Raw genomic sequence first — 23,839 nt, 5'->3', positions numbered from 1 at the left:
TTGGTGTTTTGGATGATGAACAAAGATGGCTTGATTTTACATGATCTTGTGAAGTCATTTGATGACCAGCTTGCTGTCGATGATATATCTCTCAATATTCCCAAGGGTAAACTTACTGTACTGCTAGGCCCGTCAGGATGCGGCAAGTCAACTCTTCTTCGAATGATTGCCGGATTTGAGGCCCCAGATCGTGGTAAAATCTATATTGGTGAAAAGCAGATAGATATCTTGCCATCATCAATGCGCGATATCTCAATGGTGTTTCAATCTTACGCTCTTTTTCCGCATATGAGCGTTGCGGATAATATCCTGTTTGGTCTGCAAGTTCGTAAGACATCAAACGCTGAACAGGCAGAACGACTGCAGAAGGTGTCTCAACTCATGGGATTAACTGAATTGCAGGAGCGTAAACCATCACAATTATCTGGTGGTCAACAACAACGTGTAGCACTTGCACGGGCTGTTATTAGTGAGCGGCCGGTCTGCCTTATGGATGAACCGCTCTCAAATTTAGATGCGAAGCTACGCCATGAAATGCGAACAGAGATCAGACGTTTGCAGCAGCAACTTAAACTAACCATGGTTTATGTTACCCACGATCAGGTTGAAGCTATCACGATGGCAGATCAGATTGTTTTAATCAACAAAGGCCGAATTGAACAAGTTGGTTCGCCTAAAGAGATTTATAGTCAACCTGCCAGCGTGTTTGCGGCCCGCTTTATCGGTTCCCCACCTATGAATTTGATTCCTGCATTGGACATGAATTCGTGCACTTTTCCGAACGGTGAGGTGCCGCTACCAGATGATATTATTTGTGGTGTCCGCCCAGAAGATTTCGAAATTTCGAGCGATTCTGGGTTTGAAGTTGAGATTCTAGACATTGAGTACCAAGGCGCTGATCAACTGCTGAGCTGTCAGATGGGAGCTGCGACAATTGATGTTCGCTTACCTGCGCGTTTGGCGATTAACATAGAGAACAAGCTTAAAATTTCATGGCAGAAAGACGCCTCGCATTTCTTTAACGAGCAAACTGGTCAACGCATCGAACTACCATCAATCCTAACTCAATCCAATAATCTACCATCAAATATCTAAAGGAAATTATTATGATGCCGTCTATGATGAAAAAACTTATTAGCAGCACAGTTCTTGCTGCGTCGCTATTGGCAACACCGGCAATAGCTGTTGATCTAGAATTTTATTTTCCAGTAGCCGTCGGCGGTGCCGCAGCAGATACAATCGAAGATTTGACAAGAAAATATATCGAAATGAACCCTGATGTTAACATCGAGGCAATCTATGCGGGGTCATATAATGATGCATCTGCGAAAGCTATTACAGCTGCACGTGGGGGCAACGCTCCGCAACTTTCTGTATTGCTTTCAACTGAGATGTTTACATTGATCGATGAAGATCTAATCGAGCCATTTGATGCTTATGTTTCTAATGAAGAGCATAAAACTTGGATTGGTGGATTCTATCCGTCGTTTATGGAGAATAGTCAGACTGGCGGTAAGACTTGGGGTATTCCTTTTCAACGTTCAACTCCGGTTATGTATTGGAACAAAGAAGCCTTTAAAGAAGCGGGACTTGATCCAGAAGTTGCACCTGCAAACTGGGATGAGCTAGTGGAAATGGGCAAAAAACTTACAAAAACAGACGCAAGTGGGAACACGACGAAATGGGGTCTTCGCATACCGACAGCTGGTTTCCCATATTGGTTATTCCAAGGCCTTTCCACGCCTAATGGAGCTATCCTGGCTAATGCTGAAGGTAACAAAACGGCATTCGATACACCAGAAGTTATAGAGGCACTGGAATATCTCGTTGATTTGTCATCTGAGCATAAAATCATGCAATCTGGTTCAATCAATTGGGGTGCCACACCAAAAGCTTTTTTTGAAAAAGAAGCGGCAATCATCTGGACAACAACAGGTAACCTTACAAACATTCGCACTAATGCACCTTTCGAATTTGGTGTTGCAATGTTGCCTGAAAAACAGCGCCGTGGTGCACCAACAGGCGGCGGAAACTTCTATTTGTTTAAAGATGCTTCTGAGGAGCAGAAAAAGGCAGCTGTTGAATTTGTAAAATGGATCACAGCGCCGGAACAAGCAGCAACTTGGTCTATTGCAACAGGCTACGTTGCGCCAAGCGCAGCAGCATGGGAAACAGATGCAATGAAAGCCTATGTTAAAGATGTTCCTGCATCGCTTGTTGCACGTGATCAGCTTGAATTTGCTGTTGCTGAATTATCAACATACGAGAATAAACTTGTATCGAAGATCTTTAACGATGCGCTTGCATCTGCAATTTCTGGCGAGAAAACAGCCGCAGTTGCAATGGCTGAAGCTCAAGCAAAAGCAGACGATGTTTTGAAGAAATATCGCACGACAAATTAATCGCAGTTTGTCTTTTATTCAGTACAGGCGGCTCGTTTGGCCGCCTGCATCATTTTCCAGCCAGGTCCTTCTAGAATGAGTAAATACAACAACCAATGGGTATACGCTTGGCTACTTTTGCTGCCTGCTATGATTCTTTTGCTTGGTTTTACTCATATTCCAGCAATAGAAACGTTTATCGATAGTTTTTTCTCCACGGGACGGGGCAGGCGCTCATCTGAATTTGTTGGCTTTGAAAACTATCAGCGTCTGATTGGTGATGAAGTTTTTTTGAGAGTGCTTTGGAATAACTCGATCTACGCTGCGATTACTATACCAGCATCTATAGGCCTTGCGATTGCAATGGCGTTGTTTGTGCACACCCCGCGTAGAGGTGTTGGTTTGTTGCGTATGGCTTATTTTACGCCAACTGTGCTTCCTCTTATTGCCGTCGCCAATATTTGGATATTCTTCTACCTTCCCACGATTGGCTTAATAGATCAGATTAGAGCTCTTTTCGGATTTCAAGCACAGAATTGGATAGGGCAACCAGACACTGTTCTTTATACGATGATAGCAGTAGCTGTATGGAAAGAGGCCGGGTTTTTCATGATTTTCTATCTGGCTGCACTACAAGCTATTCCCCAGCCGTTAAGAGAAGCGGCGGCACTCGAAGGAGCAGGCAGATGGACATTTTTTAAACGTGTAACGCTGCCGTTGATTATGCCTACAACTCTGTTTGTATCTGTAAATGCTGTCATTAATGCATTTCGGTTGGTCGATCACATCTTCGTTATGACGCAAGGTGGCCCAAATAACGCTTCCAACCTTCTGTTGTATTACATCTACGATGTTGCATTTGCCTTCTGGGATACCGCCTACGCATCCACACTAACTGTGGTGCTTCTGGCTATTCTGTCTCTCATGGCTATCGGGCAATTCTTCCTTTTTGATCGCAAGGTGCATTATAAATGAGTTATTCTTTAAACCAGTCGGCTCGTCGATTTGATTTTGATCGCCTGTTGTTTAGTTTTGGAGCTTGGTCACTTGCAATCATGTGGGCATTACCCCTGCTTTATGCTGTTTGGACAGCATTTCATCCTGCTGCATTTGAAACCAGATTTGAGTTATTTGCACCTTTAACATTAGAGAACTTTGAAAAGGCGTGGGCTCAAGCACCGTTTGGGACGTATTATATAAACACGATCTTGTTGGTAACGAGTATTCTTTTAGCTCAGTTGGTATTGGGCACCTTGGCCGCATTTGCGTTTGCACGGATGAGTTTTCCAGGCAAAAATATATTATTCGGATTGGTCTTGCTTCAGCTTATGGTCATGCCTGATATTTTGATAGTCGAAAACTACCAAACCATGAAAATGCTAGGCCTGGTAGATACTATACTGGCTATTGGTTTGCCTTATATGGCATCTGGGTTTTGCATCTTCCTGCTCAGGCAAACATTTATGACGATCCCAACAGAATTGGATGAGGCCGCTCGCATCGAGGGAGCTTCAATATTTACCATTCTTCGTAGGGTTTATGTTCCGCTTGCCAAACCAACTTATCTTGCTTTTGGCCTGGTATCTGTCAGCGCGCATTGGAACAACTTTGTTTGGCCATTAATTATCACCAATTCGGTTGAAACAAGACCATTAACCGTTGGTCTTTCGATCTTTGCAACAACTGACTCTGGCACAGAATGGTCTATCATTAATGCTGCAACTCTTATTACGTCTGGTCCTTTATTGATCGGATTTATACTGTTTCAGCGACAGTTTGTGCAAAGCTTTATGCGTGCTGGCATAAAATAGATATAGAAAGAGAAATATTATGACGCTTCCTGTTTTAGGTGTAGCAACAAATTTGATAAACTTCGACCAAATTAGTGACTGGATACTGGAAAAGAACCGAGATATCGAGATACAGGATTTCATTGTGGCTCGGCAACTTGATGCGATGAGCGATGACGTTATTAATGGCTACAAAAAGCGGCTAGAAAACCATAGTGGGCGAGTTGGCATACACGGTCCGTTCATAAATCTGGATATCACTGCGGTTGATCCAGAAATTGGCGCCGTTACAACAAAACGCCTCTTACAAGGGTTGGATGCATGTGAGAAGTTAGGTGCAACGCATATGGTCGTTCACTCACCATTCAGCGCATGGCTTAGCCTCAATGAACTTAACATGCCAGACATCAAACGTCAGATGTTCGAAGCTGCTCAAGATATACTTACGCCCTGCTTGAAACGTTGTGATGAAATCGGCTGTATGATGGTTCTTGAGAACATTGATGATACGAATCCTATGTTACGTAGCGATCTAGTTCAATCTTTTAAGAGTGATTTGTTCAAATTATCAATCGATACAGGGCATGCGCAACTATCACATGCAAACAACAATGCCCCTGCTGTTGTTGACTTCATTATCTCAGCTGGAGAATTGTTAGGGCATGTCCATCTACAGGATGTCGATGGTTACGCGGATCGGCATTGGCATCCAGGTGAGGGGATAATTCCATGGGCACCCGTTTTCAATGAACTATCCAAAATTGATGCTGACCCTCGATTAATATTGGAACCGAAGGATCGATATGATCAGCTGCCACAGTGCGTCAATCGACTAGAAGAGCAAGGCTTGGCGCAATAAGTACTAAAACCTAGTACTATTTCCGATAATAAAGTGACTGACCATTATGGAAAACTTGCACTTTTTCAGGTGCGGCTGATACGCGTACAGTTTTGCCACGGAGGTCCCCATGAATTCCTGGAAGTTTACCGATCACAGAGTTATCATCACCGTTATTTTCGAAATATAATAAAGTTACTTCACCTAAAGCTTCAGTAATTTTTACTTTACCTTCGTAGATATGTTCGTCTGTCGTCTCGATCATATCTTCTGGCCTAATGCCGATATTGACTTTTAGACCTTTGTCTTCCGCTTTTGTTGTTATAGCGGAAATTGCCGTGCCGCCGCCGTCTAATTTAATGGTCGTTTGATTACCTGTTTTAACTATCTCGCCGGACAGCAAATTCATAGCTGGAGAGCCAATGAACTGTGCCACAAATTCATTTTCTGGCCGTTCGTAGAGCTCTAACGGTGTGCCGACTTGAGCAATGCCCTTGTTTGCCAACACGACAATTCTAGTGGCTAAAGTCATCGCTTCAACCTGATCGTGCGTGACATAAATCATTGTGCTTTCAGGCATAGATTCTTTAAGCTGTGCAATCTCAATGCGCGTCGCAACGCGCAGCGCTGCATCTAAGTTGGAGAGTGGTTCATCAAACAGATAGACTTTTGGGTCCCGTACGATGGATCGACCTATTGCCACACGTTGCCTTTGTCCGCCAGACAGGGCTTTGGGCAAACGGTCGAGATACTCCTCCAGCTGCAATATCTTTGCTGTTCGCGTAATCGCTTCATCGATTTCTACTTGGGGCTTTTTAGCTAATTTCAAGGCGAAAGACATGTTTTCGCGTACAGTCATATGTGGATATAACGCATAGGACTGAAACACCATGGCGATACCCCGCTGCGCAGGTGGAATATCATTGACAACATCACCACCGATTTCGAGTGTTCCTGCTGTAATTTTTTCTAATCCAGCAATCATTCTAAGTAACGTGGATTTACCACAACCAGACGGTCCAACAAAAACAATCAGTTCGCCTTGTTTGATATCGAGATTTATATCGTTCAGGACATTGACTGCCCCTCCGTAGGTTTTTCCTACACTTGTTAATTTTACGTCCGTCATGGTGTAATCCTTTCAGATCCTAATGCTCACGTTTTTGCCCGATATAAACCTGCCAGGGTCCCAGATGAATTTTGTTGCCAACTGCAGTTTGTACACAACCTAATTCTTCACCCATAGGTGTCCATTCACCAGCAGGCAGTATGAATTCAGATGGTGTATCACTAAGATTAAATGCGCATTGGATGGATTGACCATCCAGATGCCGAGTAAATGAAACGATACATCCATCGGTGTTCAGATTATCGTGTTCACCCAAAGCAAGAACAGGTTTGGTTTGTCGAAACTGAATTGCTTTTCGATAATGATGCAAAATTGCATTTGGATCATTTTCCTGTGCATCTACCGACATATTTAGATGTTCGTGAGCAACAGGAAGCCAAGGTTTTCCTTCCGAAAAGCCACCATTTTGGTTACTTGTCTGCCACACCATTGGTGTACGACAACCATCACGACCTTTAAATTCCGGCCAAAATTCTATACCATACGGATCTTGGATATCACCAAAATCTACATCTGCCTCGGGAAGACCAAGCTCTTCACCTTGGTATAGGCAAACCGAGCCACGCATGCACATAATTAGGGTAGCAAATGTTTTTTGAGCGTCTGTCGAGAGGTTCCAACGTGATGCATGACGCTGTACATCATGATTGGAGAATGCCCAGCAAGCCCAACCATCAGCGGCAACATCATCGACCTTCTTCAAAACTTTCACGACCAAATCCGCTGATGGTTGATCTTGTGCGAGAAACTCGAAGGCGTAACACATCTGCATTAAGTCATTACCAGCGGTATACTGTCCTAATATCTCTAACCCAAATTGTGCATCACCAACTTCGCCAACCGCAGCAGCACCAAATGGTTCCATGATTGAACGTAAACGCCGCAAAAAGTTCAAATTTTCAGGTCTGTTTTTATCGTATAGGTGGTTTTGATGATTGTATGGATTTACAGATGGAGCGATAGTTGCGTTGCGTTCTTCAATTGGTAACGCAGGATTATCTCTCAGCTCAGCGTCGTGGAAATAGAAGTTAATCGTATCCAGACGAAACCCATCAACACCACGATTAAGCCAAAAATTTGCCACATCAAGCAACGCATCCTGAACCTCAACATTATGAAAATTGAGGTCTGGTTGAGATGCCAAGAAGTTATGCATGTAATATTGTTCGCGCCGTCCATCCCATTGCCAAGCTGGACCACCAAATATTGAAAGCCAATTTGTGGGAGGTGTACCATCCGGTTTTGGATCAGCCCATACATACCAATCCTGTTTTGAATTAGTTTTATTTTTGCGGCTTTCTGCAAACCAGGCATGTTGCTCACTGGTATGGCTCAACACAAGATCAATCATCACGCGAATGCCATGATTGTGGGCTGCGTTGACGATCGCATCGAAATCTGACAATGAACCGAACATTGGATCTACGTCGCAATAATCACTTACATCATAACCAAAATCTTTCATTGGCGATGTAAAGAATGGAGATATCCAAATCGCATCAACCCCCAATGACGCGATGTATGGCATGCGCTGCACAACACCTGCCAAATCACCAACCCCATCTCCATTACTATCCTGATAGCTACGTGGATAAATTTGATAGATGACAGCACCACGCCACCAATCTTTATTAGTTGCGTTATCCAACATTGGAGCTACGGCTAAATTCATAATTTTTAATCCTATTTTACTGAACCAGCTAAAAGACCACGCACAAGGTATTTTTGCATTGCAAAGAACACCAAGAGCGGAACAGCTATTGAAACAAAGGCGGCGGTCGCAAGAATTTCCCAGTTGCCACCACGTGTACCCAGAAGCTCTACAATCTGATTGGTCATGACGGTGGTTTCGCCAGTAGCATCGATTAAGAATACCTTTGCAACGAGCAAATCATTCCAAGTCCACAAGAACTGGAATATGGCAAAAGAAGCCAGGGCAGGGAATGATAATGGCAAGATAATCTTCATAAAAATCTGAAAATCAGTCGCACCATCCACACGGGCATTCTCAATAATATCCTTTGGCAACCCAACCATATAATTTCTCAATAAGTAAATCGCCAAGGGCAACCCAAAACCGGTATGAGCAAGCCAAACACCCAGATATCCTTTTCCGATACCAATACCCAAATGCAGACGCAACAGCGGAATTAAAGCCAGTTGCAATGGCACAACTAACAAACCTACGACAACGGCAATAAGGATTGCACGACCTGGGAAATCCATCCAGGCGAGCGCATATGCTGCAAATGCAGCGATAATTATAGGGATAATTGTGGCCGGTATTGTCACTGTTAATGTGTTGAAAAACGCTTTTGCCATACTATCGGTACTATCGCCACTGAAGAGTACATTCTGGTAATTGCCAAATGTAAATTCTGGTGGCGTTGTTGCCGTAACAAAAACACGCTGTCCGCGACCTGTCAGCTCAGTTGGGCTGGTCCAGCGATAGGTGCCATCCGCCTGAACGGTCATGGTCTCGCCATCTTTTAACTCAGCTGTAACACCAGGTATATTGGCGCCAATTGCGCGTGATGAGGTTCCCCAAACGCTAATATTAGCATCACTTGCAGAACCAAAAAGATTGCCTTCTACGATGTATAATCCGTTTTCTAAAACCTGTGCGCCTTCATCATCAGGATCAGCTGCGCGCAATGTCAGGTTCTGCTGAGTGGGAAACATCGATTGCCACCAGCCAGAACCTGAGATTTGATCTGCTGTGCGGAAGGAGGACACAAGCAGGCCAAATGTGGGAAACAGCCACAATAGTACGAGCGCAACGACTGAAATTTGAACAATCCAATTTAGGCTAGATTTGCTTCCAGCTATATTATCCATCACTTCATCTCCTTGCGAGCGTTATAAACATTCCAAATCAGGATTGGGCTAACCAATAACATGATGGTCATTGCAGATGCGGAGCCAACGCCCCAATCATTTGCGCGGAATAGTTTATCGAACATATAGTTGGCCAAAACTTGTGTTTCCCACTGGCCATTGGTCATGGCAAAAACGATGTCGAAAACTTTCAGCACAACTAATGTAATGGTCGTCCAAACCACGACGATTGTTCCTGAAATTTGCGGCATTTTAATTTTGAAAAATACTTGGAACGGGTTTGCACCATCCACAATGGATGCTTCGACAGTTTCTTCCGGTATACCGCGCAGAGCTGCCGACAGAATAACCATTGCAAAGCCAGTTTGAATCCAGATCAAAACCACCATAAGTAGGAATGAGTTCCAACCGGGAATTGTCAACCATGTTTGTGGTTCGCCATACGGATGAGGTGAGGTGAGGGCGCCCCAAGCAAGAGACAGAAATGAATATGTAATATATGCAAGGACAACAATAGCGAGGCCTCGTAAAAGCAAACCACCTTTTTCACGAATTGAATTATATAAGCCATAAGCTAGATAGGCCGTGATTGCTGTTCCGCACAGCATAAGAAGTGCTGGCAATAGCCGCAGGATTAACCATGAACCAACACCACCATTAAATTGTAGCCATACTGCATTTAATACACCGATCTGCGCCTGATCAACGGGTCGGGTATCATAGATAAGCTTGAAGATAACAGCCGCACCGACAAACGAAATTGCCATCGGCATAAAAATAAGGGATTTGGCTATAGATCCCCATTTAATACGATCCGTTAATTGTGCAGCCAACAAACCAAAGGCTGTTGACGCGGCTGGCACGATAATCAGCCACAACATATTGTTACGCATAGCTTCCCAAAACTTAGGTTCGCTGGTCATTTGTTGGTAGTTTGCCAAACCAACAAAAGCACCATCTTGGCTACGATCTGTGAGGGAATACCAGAAGGTAGCAACGACTGGATAAGCTAAGTAAATGCCCAATGCTAACATGGCAGGCAGCACAAAAAGCCAAGGCCTAATCATATTGGCGCGGTTGATATTGCGGCCAGCATGTTTTCCTGTAGCAGGATATATAATCTTATCGAGAATTTGATTGGATAGGTAAAAGTAGAGAAGACATCCACCAACGCCCAAAAATATCGTAAGTAACCCTTTATATGCAGCTTCCATCAGACACTCCATCCCTATCTAAAGTTTAGCCGTCTGCCTCCACAGTCGGTAAAAAGCGAAACAGCCCCCACATTGAGGGCTGTCTTTAATTGCTCGCCTTACTTCAACGCATCCCAGCTTTTTTGGATACCAGCTGCGACTTCAGACGCATCTTTGCCGCCAGTATAGTCAACCATACCGGTCCAGAAAGTACCTGCGCCAACACCGCCAGGCATTAGATCAGATCCATCAAAACGGAATGTTGTTGCTCCAAGAAGAATTTCGTTCATCTTCGCTGTAGACTTGCTAGAGAATTTTGATGCATCAACACCTTTATGAGGCGTCAAGAACCCTCCAAGAGCCATAAAAATTTCATGCGCAGCAGGAGTTTGAAGATACTCGATCAGATCATGAGCAGCGTCATTTTCGTTTGTGATAGCCCACAATGTGCCTGCACCGAGGACCGGATTACCGAGATCTTTACCCGCGTAAGATGGAAAGTAGAAGAAATCAGCATCTTCACCGACTTCTGTACCTTCGGGGAAAAACGCTGGAATAAACGATGCTTGACGATGCATGTAACATTGTGGAGGAGATGAGAACATACCTTTTGGACTATCGCGGAAATCAGTAGATGCAACAGCGCCAGCACCACCAACAACATATTTATCATTACGTGCGAACGCACCAAATTCGTCGATGGCGGCAATGACAGCTGGATCATCAAATTTCAATTCGTTTGAAACCCACTTATCATACATTTCAGGCGATTGTGTACGAAGCATCATATCTTCGACCCAATCAGTTGCAGGCCAACCAGTTGCTCCACCTGAACCCAGACCAATACACCAAGGCGTGCCACCATCAGCGACAATCTGATCTGTGAGAGCTTTCAGTTCTTCCATCGTTGTCGGCACTTCGTATTCTGCATCCTCAAAGTTTTCCGGATTGTACCAAACCAGTGACTTCACATCGACTTTATAGAAAAATCCATAGAGATTATCTGCACCGTTTTGATCCTTGTAAGTACCCAAATCAACCCACGATGAACCAGCTGCATAGTTTTCCTTAACCCAATCACCAGTTCCATCTTTTAATGGAGTTAGGAAGCCACGTTTTGCCATGTCTGCGGCTAAACCAGGTTGCGGAAATACTGCAACATTTGGCGATGATCCGGCTTCCGCATCGATCATGATTTGTTGTTCGAAGCTATCGGAACCAACATAACGTACATCATGACCAGATTTTTCTGCAAAATCACTCAGCACAGTTTCGATGTTTTTTTGGTCTGGTCCAAGCCAAGGGCCAAATACAGTCAACTGTTCAGCTTGAACCGCGGTTCCCAAGAGCATAGTGGCGGCACTAGCTAGTAAAAAATGTTTCATAGTTCCATTCATCAGATTTCCTCCCTTTACACGCCATTAATCATTGTAACAGCATATATTAAATATTTTCAAAGCGCTTTGGCTGGCTCATTATAACAGTATAATTATAGATTCTGTCAAGTGAGATAATTTCAATATATTTTTCATACATTTACTTCCCTTCCATTATCAACAACAAGATCAATGTCGCCAAATATTTTGCTACTTTGTCGATTTTCTTATTGATTTTCGAAGCGCTTCGAGTACATTTGCATAATGAATTTAAGAGAACTCTCAGAACTTTTGAATCTTAGTCAAACTACCGTAAGCCGGGCCTTAAATGGTTTTCCGGAAGTCTCTGAACGCACGAGAGAACGCGTTCAGAGGATAGCGAAACAAAATAACTATGCGCCTAACAAGGCAGCAAAAGGCCTCGCAACTGGGCAAACATTAACAATAGGTCATGTTATTTCAACATCCAATCAGAATGAAATGGTGAACCCAGTTTTTGGAGATTTTGTGGCCGGTGTTGGTGAGGTTTATTCTGCAAATGGATATAAAATGTTGATATCTGTCGTGCCTCCAGAGGAGGATGAATATCAAGTTTATAGAGATCTCAAAGCACAAAGTACCGTTGATGCGGTAGTTATTCAGAGCCCAACGGTCAACGACGGTCGGATTTCTTTTTTAACAGAACTTGGATTGCCGTTTATTGTGCATGGCAGGGCTAGCCAATGCGAGATTCCCTACGCTTGGTTGGACGTAAACAATCGTTCCGCATTTATTAGAGCGACGGACTTTCTTTTTGATTTAGGACATAGGCGCATTGCTCTCTTAAACGGTAGCGAACATATGGATTTTGCTTATAGACGCAGGCAAGGGTATGAAAGTTCCTTGCAATCCCGCGGTTTAAATATTGATAGAGAATTAATGTTTTCAAATGAAATGACCGAGAGTTATGGATATCACAAAACTTTAGAATTATTAGAGCTGGATAATCCGCCTACAGCGATTTTAACAGCTTCAATTATTGTTGCTCTTGGGGCTAGGCGTGCGATACAGGAGGCAGGGAAGACTGTTGGTCGCGATGTTTCTATTGTAACACATGATGACCGCTTGTCCTATTTTCAGAACAGCGATGATATTCCGATTTTTACAGCGACAAAATCGTCTGTGAGAGATGCGGGACGCCGTTTAGCCGAAATGCTTTTGCAGATTGTTGTAAATCCAGATATGCAACCACCCAATGAGCTACTGGAAGTTGAACTCACCCTTGGAAAATCCACGGGCCCCGCTCCACAAAAATAATGTAGAATTGTCTTATGCTGTTTGTCGGAGGATGCACATGTAAACATCCAAAATATCATTTTATGGGGTTAGCATCCATAGCGCGTCGGCCGGCAAAGTTGCTGTAACTTTATTGCCTATCTCGATATTTTCTACTTCCGTCGGATTGGCCAAAGCTTCAAGATGCTCATCACCAATGCGGATTTTAAGACGTGTTTGCGTACCTAAATACACTTTATCGATGACAATTGCCTGAAGACAGTTTGGTGTATTATCCGGCTTATTAAGGTATATGTTTTCCGGTCGAATGGTTAGGTGTACATCACCTTGGTTAGCGCCGTCTGGTATGACCAATGTGCCAAATGCTCCAACAAATTTTTGCTCTAGTGCATTGCCTTTTATGAAATTGCGACCTCCGAAAAATCGTGCAGTTGCTTCATCAATTGGTCGTTTGTAAAATGCTTCTGGCGTGTCGTATTGCCTCATCTCGCCATTTAAAATGAGCGCAACACGGTCTGCAAGTACCACGGCTTCTTCTTGGTCGTGGGTCACAAATATTGTGGTGATGCCCATCTCTTTTTGTAGTGATCGTATGAGATCGCGCATCTCAATCCGTAAGTGAGCATCAAGGTTCGATAGAGGCTCATCTAACAAAAGAACATCGGGCTGAACGATAAGAGCCCTTGCAAGCGCGACACGTTGTTGTTGTCCACCTGAAAGTTCACTGGGTTTGCGGTCAGCAAGATTAGGTAATCTTACGAGTTTAAGCATCTCCGCAACGCGCCGTTTGATTTCAATTGGACCAACTTTTCGCATCTTGAGACCAAAGCCAATATTCTCTTCAACATTCATGTAAGGAAACAAGAGATAGTTTTGGAATACCATGACGACACCGCGATGTTCCGGCTTATCATTGAGAATTGAGCGTCCATTAAATTTTATATCGCCAGCGGACGGTTTCAATAATCCGGCAATCATTTTCATCGTTGTTGTTTTGCCACAACCTGAAGGTCCAAGTAATGCGATGAGTTCGCCAGTTTGAATTTCTAATGAAAGATTATTCAAGGCGGGATCATTCGTGCCAGAATATGTTTTTGTTAGATTTTTAATAGAAACATGGGTCAAATTCGGCCAAAGCCTCCAGCTACACCGCTACGGCCGGACAAGTGCTTTGCCGTAAGAAAAAGAATGACAATACCAGGCAGAATGTAAATCATACCGATGGCACCAGCGATATCATTTCGCCCTGAGGTAGCAAAGCTAAACAGTAGTAGCGGCAGGGTAATGACACGGCCTCCGCCTATTATAAGCGTAAGAATATATTGGCTCCAGGATACAAGAAAAGCAAAGAGTCCTCCAACAATGATACCTGGCATTATCGCAGGTAATGTCACATACCAGAATGTTTTTAAAGGAGAGGCGCCAAGACTGCGAGCCTGATCTTCAAATGCTTGGTCATAATTTGCAAAGATACCGGACATAACCAACACCATGTAAGGAAGAGTTGGTATGAGATGAACGAGAATTACACTAGTGATGGTATTATTTAATCCGAGTGAGATGAAAACAGAATGAATCCCGAGAACAACAGCGATGCCGGGAACTATTGTGGGCGCCAAGATCATGAGCTCTATGATCTCCTTGCCTTTGAATTTATACATACCAAGGGCTCGACCTGCCGGCACTCCAATTAAGATTGAAAGCAATGTTGCAATGAAGGAAATCCAAACTGTGAGCCAAAGGCTATCCAATACACCTGCAGTGTCTGAAACTGTATATTCCCATGCATTTAAAGACCAATTACGTGGCAGTATATCAGGGAAGTACCAACCTTTTGCAAAAGACCAAATAGCCAGCGGTACCAGCGGCAATATGAGCCATGTAATAAGCACTATTCCAGACAAAACCCTGAAGCTACGTAGCGGGGAGTTTTTGCGATAATTCATAACTACCCCCTAATCCGTTTGCGTGTATAGCGTACATATATCCAGATCATAAGGGCGCTAAGTAGCGCGATAATAATTGCCATCGCCATGGCTTCAGGTCTGGCAGCAAGGTCTACATCTGTATATTTACGATAGGCGAGAACGGGCAAAGCAGCGGGGAAATTTGCTCCCAAAATCGCGGGAATTTCATAGGCACCGAATGTGAAGGCAAACACCATGACAGACGCCGACAAAAGACCAGGGAAAATCATTGGAAAAAGTACATGACGAAATGTCTGCCATCTATTGGCGCCCAAAGAGCGAGCAACACTTTCGTAATCCTCTCCTATCGACTGCATGTTTGCCAGCACGATCACCCCGATAAATGGAATCTCCTTCCATACATACTGCAAGATGATACCGATCGCATAAGGATCAAAAACCAGTGCCGGGAAATCTGCAGGCCGCGCAATTAGTTTCCAATCAGCTGCTAGGCGTGCAAAGCTGCCTGATTGTGAAAATAAATAGAGCATACCTATTGCACCGACAAGGTGAGGAACGGTTAGATTTAGCTGAAACAAGAAATTCACGACGGCGCGCCCGACAAAATTTCGGCGTAGTAACAATGCGGCAGCAACTGCCAAAATCGAAGAAATGACCGTCGAGGTAAAGGCAATATGAAAAGTCAGTGCAAAAGATAAATAGAACTCTCGATCTGTAAATATCGAAGTATATGCACTTACATTCGGCTCTGTCAGACCAATGATTGGCATGTAGTTAAAACTTCGCAACAGACCTGTTACCAGTCCGCCAAAAAATAGGACAACGATTACGAACATTGCGGGAAGGAGCAACAGGAATATTTTCTGGCGGTCAGACATGCTCGCACAATATCCATAAAACTGATCGAAATAGAAATGAAATATTCAATCTATGAACTTATCACAAGACTTTATATCAGGCTGTGGCGCTAACTAAATGCGCCACAGCGGAAATTGTTTGGGCTATTTGCTACCTACATTTTCAATCCAGCCTTTTTCAATCGCTGAAATCCAGGACACTTGAAGCTCGGGAAGTGCGAACTTTGCAAGATCTTCAGCTGGAACGACATTTGGGTGTCTCTCTATAGCTGCGAACTTCTTTCGAACTTCTTCTGACGTTCTGCTTATTTCGATGGCGGGCGCTGCTCCCCACACATCCGGCATTGCTTTTTGTAGTTGCACTTCGCCGGACAACAGCACATTTTGTAACACTAAAGCAGCAGCTTTGTTAGGTGAGTTAAATGGAATTACGGTATAATTGGTGTTGCCGATTGTTCCGTCTGTTAGGCCATAACCTTGTGTGGTCGGCGGAAAGGTCCCATTTTCAATTTTGATACCCACATCTGCAGGCTCGTAATTGAAGGTTAGCGCAACTTCCGAGTTTGCGTATAATTGATCAAGCGCGGCAATTGATGCCGGATATGTTTGCCCTTCGCGCCAGAGATATGGCTTCATATCAAGAAGAATTTTCCAGGTTTTGGTTGCGACTTCATCAAATTTTTCTTGATCAAAATCGCCAAACAGTTGCTCTACGCCACCTGCGGCATGGTAAAAGACATGACGCACAAAAACAGCGCCGTTAAAATCTGGTGGAGCCGGGTATGAAAACTGACCTGGGTTTTCTTTAACCCATTCGATTAATTCACCAATTGAACGTGGCGGGTTTTCTATAGTGGCTGCGTTGTGAGCAAATGAAAATTGTACTTTTGACCAAGGCACCTCACATCCGTCGACAGGCACGCCAAAATCGATCGCGATCGCCGGATTATCCCAATTTACAAGCTTGTTATTTGGTAAAGTATCAGTGTACCCGCAATAGGCCAGTCCGCCCTGTTTCATGGTTCGAAAGTTTTCACCATTAACCCAGATCATATCGACAGAGCCTTTATCTACGACTCCTGCTTCTTTTTCACTAAGTACGATATTTACAGCTTCAGCTGTATCACTAATACCAACGCGATTTAACTCAATATCATATTCATTCTTTAAAATACCGCCGACATATTCTGTAACATACTGGTTTATTGTATCGGAGCCGCCCCACATAAACCAATTAACTTCACCACCCTTTGCCATGGATGTTATTTCTTCCCAGGACTTACCAATCAGGGCTTCACCATCTGAGCTATCCGCAAACGCATCAACAGATGCAATCGACATTGTTGTTAGCAAAAATGCGGTTTTAAATAGTTTTGTCATACTTTTTCCCAGTTATTATTATGAATATCGAGTTCATGCTACGTTTTGGCAATCTACCTCATCAGGTGATAGTAGAAACATATAGCTACGTCCATGCTGGAATACATACGCTGTTTTCACATTATAGTGAGCTTGGAGTAGATAATGGCGCGCATAACCGTAATTGGCGACAGATAAAGGCCCTGATACAGCGTTTCATTTACATCGTTTTGCAAACCGTACGTACATATTTACGGCACACCATAATACCCTAATTAAATTTTTGATATCGGGAATTTTATTTCCTGAGTATGGTGAGCGCGCAGGGGTTCGAACCCTGGACCTACTGATTAAAAGTCAGTTGCTCTACCAACTGAGCTACGCGCTCCCAAATCACACTAAAAAGTGCTTCGGAATTTCGCCGGAACATAGGGGTGAGTTTAGGTTCGGTCAACCTCTAATTTTCAACATTTCAAAGTTTTTTTATCACGGTTAACACGCAAAACTGTGATTGGCATGTTAATAGCATCTGGAGTAGAGAACAATTCGATGAATTAAACTTGGAGACAGACATGGAAATTGCAGAAATATCTGTACTAACTGCGATATTTGCTGGTGCCTTATCTTTTCTATCTCCGTGTGTTCTTCCGCTGGTGCCACCTTATCTTTGCTATATGGCTGGCGTATCTGTAGATGATTTTCGACAAGAGGGTCAAAATAAGCAGGGCAATTTTAGAAAAACGATTGTTCTAACTTCTTTGCTCTTCACACTTGGTTTCTCGACCGTCTTTATCGCACTGGGCGCAAGCGCATCGACTGTTGGTGGCATATTACGTCAGCATTTAGATATATTGGCACAAATTGGTGGTGTTATTATCATTATAATGGGTTTGCATTTTTTGGGTGTATTCCGACTTGGACTCCTAGCGCGCGAATATCGGTTTCAAGGTAGTGGTAAGCCTGCCACGCTTTCTGGTGCATATTTTATGGGTCTTGCCTTTGCTTTTGGGTGGACGCCTTGCATCGGACCCGTTTTAGGTTCGATTTTAGGCGTTGCCGCATCAAGTAAAACGGTTGATTCTGGTGCTATGCTGCTTGCGGCCTATTCATTAGGTTTAGCAGTTCCATTTTGGATTGCAGCAGCATTCTCTGGCAGTTTTATGAAATTTTTGACCAGATTTCGTCGGCATCTAGGCCTAATGGAGAGGATTATGGGCGTGCTTCTTGTGATTACTGGATTGTTGTTTTTAACAGGAGCATTCACAACAATTGGCTTCTTTCTACTAGAAAATTTCCCAATTTTAGGAACAATCGGTTAGATCATTTTAATTTCTTGGGAAGAGTTGCCACTATAACGCCCCCCAACACTAAGACACTCCCAATAAAGTGATAAGTATGATATTTTTCATCAAGCATTATCACCGCTAAAAGGACGCCATAGACTGGCAGTAAGTAAAGTGCCATGCTTGAAATGGCAGGCCCGAGATGTTTAATTGTGTGCTGCGTCCCGCTAAACGCTAACAAAGACGAGAAGAAAACAATTCCGCCAATACTTAACCAAGCTGATTGGGTTGTGGGCATGCGTGCACCAGAAAACAACTCAAATGCTGCAAATGGTGCCAACAATATAGTTCCGGCGGCGGCCATGAGGCCAAGCATAGCAAAACTGGGTACATCTTTGCCTGCATCTGTTTTTTGTAAAATCAGATAAAGCGCCCATGATACGGCGCACCCCAGAATAAGCAAGTCGCCAAAGTTTAAATTGAGTGCAAGTAGTTGTTCTAACTCTCCCTTTAAAACAATGTAACAAACACCAATAGTTGCCGCGACAATACCAATGATTTCCTGCAATTTTATTGGTCTCTTTGTCCATAAAAATTGTATTATAATGACGAACAACGGGGAAGTGGTATAAACCAATGCTGAATTGATGGCTGTCGTTGTTTGCAACGCCATATAAACTATAGCACCGCAAATCCACATACCTAAAAAACCCAACATAAGCCAAAAAGAGAAATGATGTTTAAGGAATGGTGTAACCGTACCTTTTTCCCGAATAATGATTGGGAGCAGCACAATTAGGCAGCCAGCCCACCTTAAAAAAGCGATAGTAAATGGCGCAACGTCGAATATAATCCCGCGCCCAAAAATTAAATTTGTTGAAAAAAATAACGGTGTTAATGCAAACACTGCCCATGGCCACGCATTTGCTATGGAGAGACTTTTGGACAAATTACCTTAATACCTTATTGGAAAGTTGATTTATTGAATTTAAAAAATATCATGATAAAAACAAATTCTTTATGTGATTAGTTTATGTAGTCATCAAATTTGAAATCGATTCGAGGGAAGGCTATATGTCACGTTCATGTTTAGCAATCATTTTGGCCGCTGGAGACAGCAGTCGCATGAAGTCATCAAAATCTAAAGTCTTACACAAAATTGGTGGACTTCCTATCATCTCACATATTGTTGACACGGCGGGAATAGCTGGTGTTGACCATGTTTCGATTATTGTCGGGCGAGATGCAGACAAGGTGACTGAAATTGTGGCTAAAAATGGAGTGCCTGTTAGCGCTCATTTACAAAAAGAGCGGATGGGAACTGCACATGCGGTATTGCAGGCTCGATCACAAATCGAACAGGGTTACGATGATGTTTTGGCGTTGGTTGGCGATGCACCACTTATAAAATCAGAAGTTTTGGATGATCTTCGCAAAGAATTAGCAAACGGCGCCGATGTCGTTGTCGCAGGTTTCGAAGCAGAAGACCCATTTGGTTATGGTCGAATGATTGTCAAAAATGGGAAACTAATCGCTATTCATGAAGAAAAAGAAGCGACTGACACAGAACGAGAAATTACGTTTTGCAATGGTGGTTTGATCGGCATTAATGGCAAAATTGCTCTTGAATTACTTGATGAAATCGGCAACGACAACGCCAAGGGTGAATACTACCTAACGGATATTGTAGATGTATGTCAGCGTACTGACCGAACGGCTGTAGCCACTTCTGCTCCTGAATGCGATTTGATGGGGTGTAATACAAGATCAGAACTGGCTGAAATCGAAGCCGAATGGCAGCTTAGAAAACGTGAGGAGCTTATGATTTCTGGCGTGTCCATGATCGATCCTAGCACTGTTTATCTCTCTTACGACACCGAAATCGAGCCTGACGTATTGATCGAACCGAATGTCTGGATCGGTCCTGATGTGAAAGTTGAAACAGGAACGACAATCCACGCATTTAGCCACATTGAAGGTGCGCGCATTGGCAAAAATGCCTCAATAGGCCCGTTTGCACGTCTCCGACCGGGGGCAAACCTTTCCGAACGCGTAAAAGTCGGCAATTTCTGCGAAGTCAAAAAAGCAAATGTTGGTGTAGGTTCAAAAATTAATCACCTGACATATATCGGTGATGCTATAATCGGTAGTAATAGTAATATCGGGGCAGGGACCATTACCTGCAATTACGATGGCTTCAATAAACATCTGACTGAAATTGGCAATAATAGCTTCATCGGCTCTAATTCCTCTTTGATCGCACCCGTAAAAATTGGTGATGGCGCCTATGTTGGTACTGGAACGATCACAAATAAAGAAGTACCAAATGATGCACTGGCTATCGCAAGGGTCGAACAAATCAACATTGAAGGGGCTGGGGCTCGTATTAATGAGAAAAACCGCCTCCTGAAGGAAGAAAAAAAGAAAAAACGCGGTTAATCAGCTGATTGCATTTAGCTTTGCTACGATCATGTAACGAATTGTGATTCACAAAAGAACGATAAATTGAATAAAGCACGATGCACCGTAATGAGGGATGCATCGTATAAATTTGGACAATATTTCGTCCATATCCGGAGAGTGAAAAATGTGTGGAATTGTAGGTATCGTTGGTAAAAGTTCTGTCGCGCCTAAGTTGGTCGATGCACTGAAACGCCTTGAATATCGCGGATATGATTCCGCAGGTGTCGCAACAATTGCGAATGGGATACTCGACCGCCGCCGTGCGGAAGGCAAACTCGTGAATCTTGAATCTTGTTTGAGCAATTCCCCGCTGGATGGCAATATTGGAATTGGTCATACGCGATGGGCCACACACGGCGCACCCACAGTAGCTAATGCGCATCCTCATTTCACGAAAGGTGTTGCCGTAGTTCATAATGGCATAATTGAAAATTTTGCGACGCTTCGTGATGAACTGAGCGAACAAGGTGCGCAGTTTTCAAGCCAGACAGATACCGAAGTTGTTGCCCATCTCTTTTCATCTCTACTTGCCAAAAACATGACACCACAAGAGGCAATGCAGGCCGCGTTAAAGCGTCTTGAGGGCGCATATGCACTTGCTGTGTTGTTTGAAGATTGTGACGATATGATCCTATGCGCTCGTAGTGGTCCGCCACTTGCAGTTGGGCATGGCGATGGCGAGATGTTTATCGGTTCAGATAGTATTGCACTCGCATCATTTACTGACGACATCACTTATCTTGAAGATGGCGATTGGGCCATAATTACCCATACAAGCGTTGAAGTTCATGATCTCAATGGTGATATTGTTGAACGCAAACGACAAAAGTCACAAGGCAGTGCCATGATTGCCGATAAAGGCAATTATCGCCACTTTATGTTGAAGGAAATTCATGAGCAGCCTGAAGTCATGTCACGCACAATACATCATTATTTGGATATGGCGACTGAGAGCTTTAAACCAATCGGAAGTGAAATTGATTTTGCAAATTTGGATCGCTTAGCGATTTCTGCATGCGGGACGGCTTACTATGCCGGATTAATTGGTAAATACTGGTTTGAACGTTATGCCCGATTGCCTGTTGAGATAGATGTCGCGTCAGAGTTCAGATATCGTGAATTACCTCTTACGGGAAATATGGCTGCTTTCTTTATTTCTCAATCTGGTGAAACCGCCGATACTTTAGCATGCCTTCGCTACTGCAAAGAAAATAACGTAAAAATCGGTTCTATCGTCAATGTGCCAGAATCTACAATTGCGCGCGAATCGGATGTCATATTTCCAACATTGGCTGGTATCGAAGTTGGCGTTGCCTCGACGAAAGCGTTTACCTGCCAGCTGGCAACGCTTGCAAGTTTAGCGATTTCAGCTGGACGTGCTCGCGGCACGATATCTGATGAACAAGAAAAAGAACTCGCGCGTTCTATGGCAAGCATCGAACGTCTGTCAAATAACACGCTTGAAAGCATTGATGATGGTATCAAAGATCTCTCTCGCGAACTTGCCAAGTGTAATCATGCGCTTTATTTAGGAAGGGGAACAAATTTCCCGCTCGCAATGGAAGCAGCACTTAAACTGAAAGAGATCTCATACATCCACGCAGAAGGTTATGCCGCTGGCGAACTTAAACACGGGCCAATTGCACTCATTGATGAAGATATGCCGGTTATCACGATCGCACCTTATGATGATTTGTTTGATAAGACTGTTTCAAACATGCAGGAAGTAGCAGCTCGTGGTGGAAAAATCATATTCATTACCGATGAGCGTGGCGCAAAGGAAGTGTCGGTTGAAACAATGTCAACCATTGTTTTACCAGATGTACCAGAAGCCATTTCTCCGATGATCTATTCACTGCCAATTCAGTTGCTTGCATATCATACAGCTGTATTTATGGGGACTGATGTTGATCAGCCTAGAAATTTGGCGAAGTCAGTAACTGTAGAGTAAGAAAGCCCGATTTATTTTACTTGCGAAGCGATGTTTTTGAACAAAGAACATCATTTCGACCAAATCTGCCATTTATGTGTTGTAGAGGGCACCAAAGGTACCTATTACCAAGGTGAAGATTTACACTCACAGAGTAGATAATGGTAAAAGAAAATACAAAAAAGCCACATCGTTCATATGGTGCGCGCCTTCGTAACAATTTCCTAACAGGCCTGATTGTTTGCGCGCCCATTGTGATAACCGCTTATTTAACTTGGAATTTTGTTGTCTGGGTGGATGGATGGGCAAAACCCTATATTCCTAAAGTATATAATCCTGAGACATATCTGCCATTTGGCATTCCCGGATTAGGTCTGATCTTTGCCTTGCTAGTGATAACAATTGTTGGTTTTTTCACGCGCAATTTAATTGGTCGTTCCGTTTTAAACTTCGGAGAATCTATACTTGCTCGAATGCCGCTAATTCGTTCTATTTATAAGGGTTTAAAACAGATATTTGAAACAGTCCTCGCAGAGGGACAAAGCTCGTTCTCTAAAGCTGGTATTATTGAATACCCACGTAAAGGGCTTTGGGCAATTGTGTTTATTGCAACAGATACGCACGGTGAAGTGGGGAATATTTTGAAGGAAGAAGACACAGTTTCAGTCTTTTTGCCAACCACACCAAATCCGACATCTGGATTTTTGCTGTTTGTACCGCGCAAGGATTTGCGTTTATTGGATATGAATGTGGAGGAAGCTGCAAAACTCGTGATCTCAGCGGGGCTCGTTTCGCCGGATCATGAAGAAAACCTCGCAGATAAAATTATTGAAGAGTAGGGCGTACGGCGGGCATAGCCCGCCAACATTATTTACATTACGTGAATTTCAGCAACTTCAACGGTGCCCGAAGAATCTATCACCATCGGACACCCTTTGGCCATGTCTGTAGCCGCATCAAATGTATCAGCTTGAATAATGCTGTAGCCCGAGATCGGGTTTGCTCCACCATCATCAGTTACAGAAGATATTGATACGGTTTTTGACTGACCAACGGGTGCGCCGCCATCAACAATTGCAGAGCCAAGTTGTTCAAACCACGTTGTCCACGCAGCCATTACTTTAGCACCTTCCTCTTCTGATTCTGGCGTTTTTCCACCGTGATAGGCAAATACATATTTTGGCATTTTCAATTCTCCT

General features: G+C 43.5%; 21 protein-coding genes and 1 tRNA gene. 10 read left to right on the top strand and 12 right to left on the bottom strand.

Features of this window, described 5'->3' with window-relative positions:
• Nucleotides 1-12: 12 nt before the first annotated feature.
• The 5 genes from G3W54_RS14330 to G3W54_RS14310 all read left to right on the top strand — a co-directional run bounded on the left by G3W54_RS14330 (nucleotide 13) and on the right by G3W54_RS14310 (nucleotide 5,030).
• Nucleotides 13-1,095, top strand: coding sequence for an ABC transporter ATP-binding protein (locus G3W54_RS14330; protein WP_162653964.1), 1,083 nt, complete (start codon nucleotides 13-15; stop codon nucleotides 1,093-1,095).
• An 11-nt stretch (nucleotides 1,096-1,106) separates the two neighbouring features.
• Nucleotides 1,107-2,402 carry an ABC transporter substrate-binding protein gene (locus G3W54_RS14325; protein WP_244627943.1) on the top strand — a complete coding sequence of 432 codons (1,296 nt, stop codon included), beginning with the start codon at nucleotides 1,107-1,109 and terminating at the stop codon, nucleotides 2,400-2,402.
• Nucleotides 2,403-2,477: 75 nt separating this feature from the next.
• Entirely contained in the window at nucleotides 2,478-3,356 is an 879-nt protein-coding gene (locus G3W54_RS14320) for a sugar ABC transporter permease (protein ID WP_162653963.1), read from the top strand.
• Complete coding sequence (locus G3W54_RS14315) at nucleotides 3,353-4,192, top strand: carbohydrate ABC transporter permease (RefSeq protein WP_162653962.1); 840 nt, start codon at nucleotides 3,353-3,355, stop codon at nucleotides 4,190-4,192. Before G3W54_RS14320 ends, G3W54_RS14315 begins: the two co-directional genes overlap by 4 nt.
• Nucleotides 4,193-4,211: 19 nt before the next feature.
• On the top strand, nucleotides 4,212-5,030 hold the full coding sequence (locus G3W54_RS14310) for a sugar phosphate isomerase/epimerase family protein (protein ID WP_162653961.1): 819 nt from the start codon (nucleotides 4,212-4,214) through the stop codon (nucleotides 5,028-5,030).
• Between the two features lie 16 nt (nucleotides 5,031-5,046).
• Here the strand turns inward: G3W54_RS14310 and ugpC are convergent, their stop codons facing one another.
• The 5 genes from ugpC to G3W54_RS14285 all read right to left on the bottom strand — a co-directional run bounded on the left by ugpC (nucleotide 5,047) and on the right by G3W54_RS14285 (nucleotide 11,554).
• Nucleotides 5,047-6,138 carry a sn-glycerol-3-phosphate ABC transporter ATP-binding protein UgpC gene (ugpC, locus tag G3W54_RS14305; RefSeq protein WP_162653960.1) on the bottom strand — a complete coding sequence of 364 codons (1,092 nt, stop codon included), beginning with the start codon at nucleotides 6,136-6,138 and terminating at the stop codon, nucleotides 5,047-5,049.
• Between the two features lie 19 nt (nucleotides 6,139-6,157).
• A complete protein-coding gene (locus tag G3W54_RS14300) occupies nucleotides 6,158-7,810 on the bottom strand; it encodes an alpha-amylase family glycosyl hydrolase (RefSeq protein WP_162653959.1) in 1,653 nt (550 codons plus the stop codon).
• Nucleotides 7,811-7,821: 11 nt separating this feature from the next.
• Complete coding sequence (locus G3W54_RS14295) at nucleotides 7,822-8,976, bottom strand: carbohydrate ABC transporter permease (protein ID WP_162653958.1); 1,155 nt, start codon at nucleotides 8,974-8,976, stop codon at nucleotides 7,822-7,824.
• Entirely contained in the window at nucleotides 8,976-10,190 is a 1,215-nt protein-coding gene (locus G3W54_RS14290) for a sugar ABC transporter permease (RefSeq protein WP_162653957.1), read from the bottom strand. The genes G3W54_RS14295 and G3W54_RS14290 overlap by 1 nt, the downstream gene beginning before the upstream one ends.
• A gap of 98 nt (nucleotides 10,191-10,288) precedes the next feature.
• On the bottom strand, nucleotides 10,289-11,554 hold the full coding sequence (locus tag G3W54_RS14285; protein ID WP_162654435.1) for an ABC transporter substrate-binding protein: 1,266 nt from the start codon (nucleotides 11,552-11,554) through the stop codon (nucleotides 10,289-10,291).
• Between the two features lie 255 nt (nucleotides 11,555-11,809).
• On the opposite strand from G3W54_RS14285, the gene G3W54_RS14280 reads away from it, so the two are divergent.
• Nucleotides 11,810-12,841, top strand: coding sequence for a substrate-binding domain-containing protein (locus G3W54_RS14280; protein WP_162653956.1), 1,032 nt, complete (start codon nucleotides 11,810-11,812; stop codon nucleotides 12,839-12,841).
• Nucleotides 12,842-12,901: 60 nt separating this feature from the next.
• On the opposite strand, the gene G3W54_RS14275 is transcribed toward G3W54_RS14280, so the two are convergent.
• The 5 genes from G3W54_RS14275 to G3W54_RS14255 form a co-directional block, all read right to left on the bottom strand.
• Nucleotides 12,902-13,885 carry an ABC transporter ATP-binding protein gene (locus G3W54_RS14275; RefSeq protein ID WP_197742873.1) on the bottom strand — a complete coding sequence of 328 codons (984 nt, stop codon included), beginning with the start codon at nucleotides 13,883-13,885 and terminating at the stop codon, nucleotides 12,902-12,904.
• A 56-nt stretch (nucleotides 13,886-13,941) separates the two neighbouring features.
• Nucleotides 13,942-14,766 carry an ABC transporter permease gene (locus tag G3W54_RS14270; RefSeq protein ID WP_162653954.1) on the bottom strand — a complete coding sequence of 275 codons (825 nt, stop codon included), beginning with the start codon at nucleotides 14,764-14,766 and terminating at the stop codon, nucleotides 13,942-13,944.
• Nucleotides 14,767-14,768: 2 nt separating this feature from the next.
• Complete coding sequence (locus G3W54_RS14265; protein WP_162653953.1) at nucleotides 14,769-15,626, bottom strand: ABC transporter permease subunit; 858 nt, start codon at nucleotides 15,624-15,626, stop codon at nucleotides 14,769-14,771.
• A gap of 123 nt (nucleotides 15,627-15,749) precedes the next feature.
• Nucleotides 15,750-16,985, bottom strand: a complete 1,236-nt coding sequence (locus G3W54_RS14260) for an ABC transporter substrate-binding protein (protein WP_162653952.1) — start codon at nucleotides 16,983-16,985, stop codon at nucleotides 15,750-15,752.
• Nucleotides 16,986-17,276: 291 nt separating this feature from the next.
• Nucleotides 17,277-17,352, bottom strand: a tRNA-Lys gene (locus G3W54_RS14255).
• 184 nt (nucleotides 17,353-17,536) lie between these two features.
• On the opposite strand from G3W54_RS14255, the gene G3W54_RS14250 reads away from it, so the two are divergent.
• A complete protein-coding gene (locus tag G3W54_RS14250; RefSeq protein ID WP_162653951.1) occupies nucleotides 17,537-18,283 on the top strand; it encodes a cytochrome c biogenesis CcdA family protein in 747 nt (248 codons plus the stop codon).
• 1 nt (nucleotide 18,284) lies between these two features.
• Here the strand turns inward: G3W54_RS14250 and G3W54_RS14245 are convergent, their stop codons facing one another.
• Entirely contained in the window at nucleotides 18,285-19,196 is a 912-nt protein-coding gene (locus G3W54_RS14245; protein ID WP_162653950.1) for a DMT family transporter, read from the bottom strand.
• 125 nt (nucleotides 19,197-19,321) lie between these two features.
• Here G3W54_RS14245 and glmU point away from each other — a divergent pair, with 125 nt between their 5' ends.
• From glmU to G3W54_RS14230, 3 genes are all read left to right on the top strand, one after another.
• On the top strand, nucleotides 19,322-20,686 hold the full coding sequence (glmU, locus tag G3W54_RS14240; RefSeq protein WP_162653949.1) for a bifunctional UDP-N-acetylglucosamine diphosphorylase/glucosamine-1-phosphate N-acetyltransferase GlmU: 1,365 nt from the start codon (nucleotides 19,322-19,324) through the stop codon (nucleotides 20,684-20,686).
• A 148-nt stretch (nucleotides 20,687-20,834) separates the two neighbouring features.
• Complete coding sequence (gene glmS, locus G3W54_RS14235) at nucleotides 20,835-22,661, top strand: glutamine--fructose-6-phosphate transaminase (isomerizing) (RefSeq protein WP_162653948.1); 1,827 nt, start codon at nucleotides 20,835-20,837, stop codon at nucleotides 22,659-22,661.
• 140 nt (nucleotides 22,662-22,801) lie between these two features.
• Complete coding sequence (locus tag G3W54_RS14230) at nucleotides 22,802-23,479, top strand: DUF502 domain-containing protein (protein WP_162653947.1); 678 nt, start codon at nucleotides 22,802-22,804, stop codon at nucleotides 23,477-23,479.
• Nucleotides 23,480-23,511: 32 nt separating this feature from the next.
• Here G3W54_RS14230 and G3W54_RS14225 read toward each other — a convergent pair whose 3' ends face one another.
• Nucleotides 23,512-23,826: a YciI family protein gene (locus G3W54_RS14225; protein WP_162653946.1), complete on the bottom strand. Its 315-nt coding sequence runs from the start codon at nucleotides 23,824-23,826 to the stop codon at nucleotides 23,512-23,514.
• Between the last annotated feature and the right edge of the window lie 13 nt (nucleotides 23,827-23,839).

The organism is Lentilitoribacter sp. Alg239-R112 (assembly GCF_900537175.1).
Lineage (GTDB): Bacteria > Pseudomonadota > Alphaproteobacteria > Rhizobiales > Rhizobiaceae > Lentilitoribacter.
This window is presented reverse-complemented; position numbering and strand designations above follow the sequence as displayed.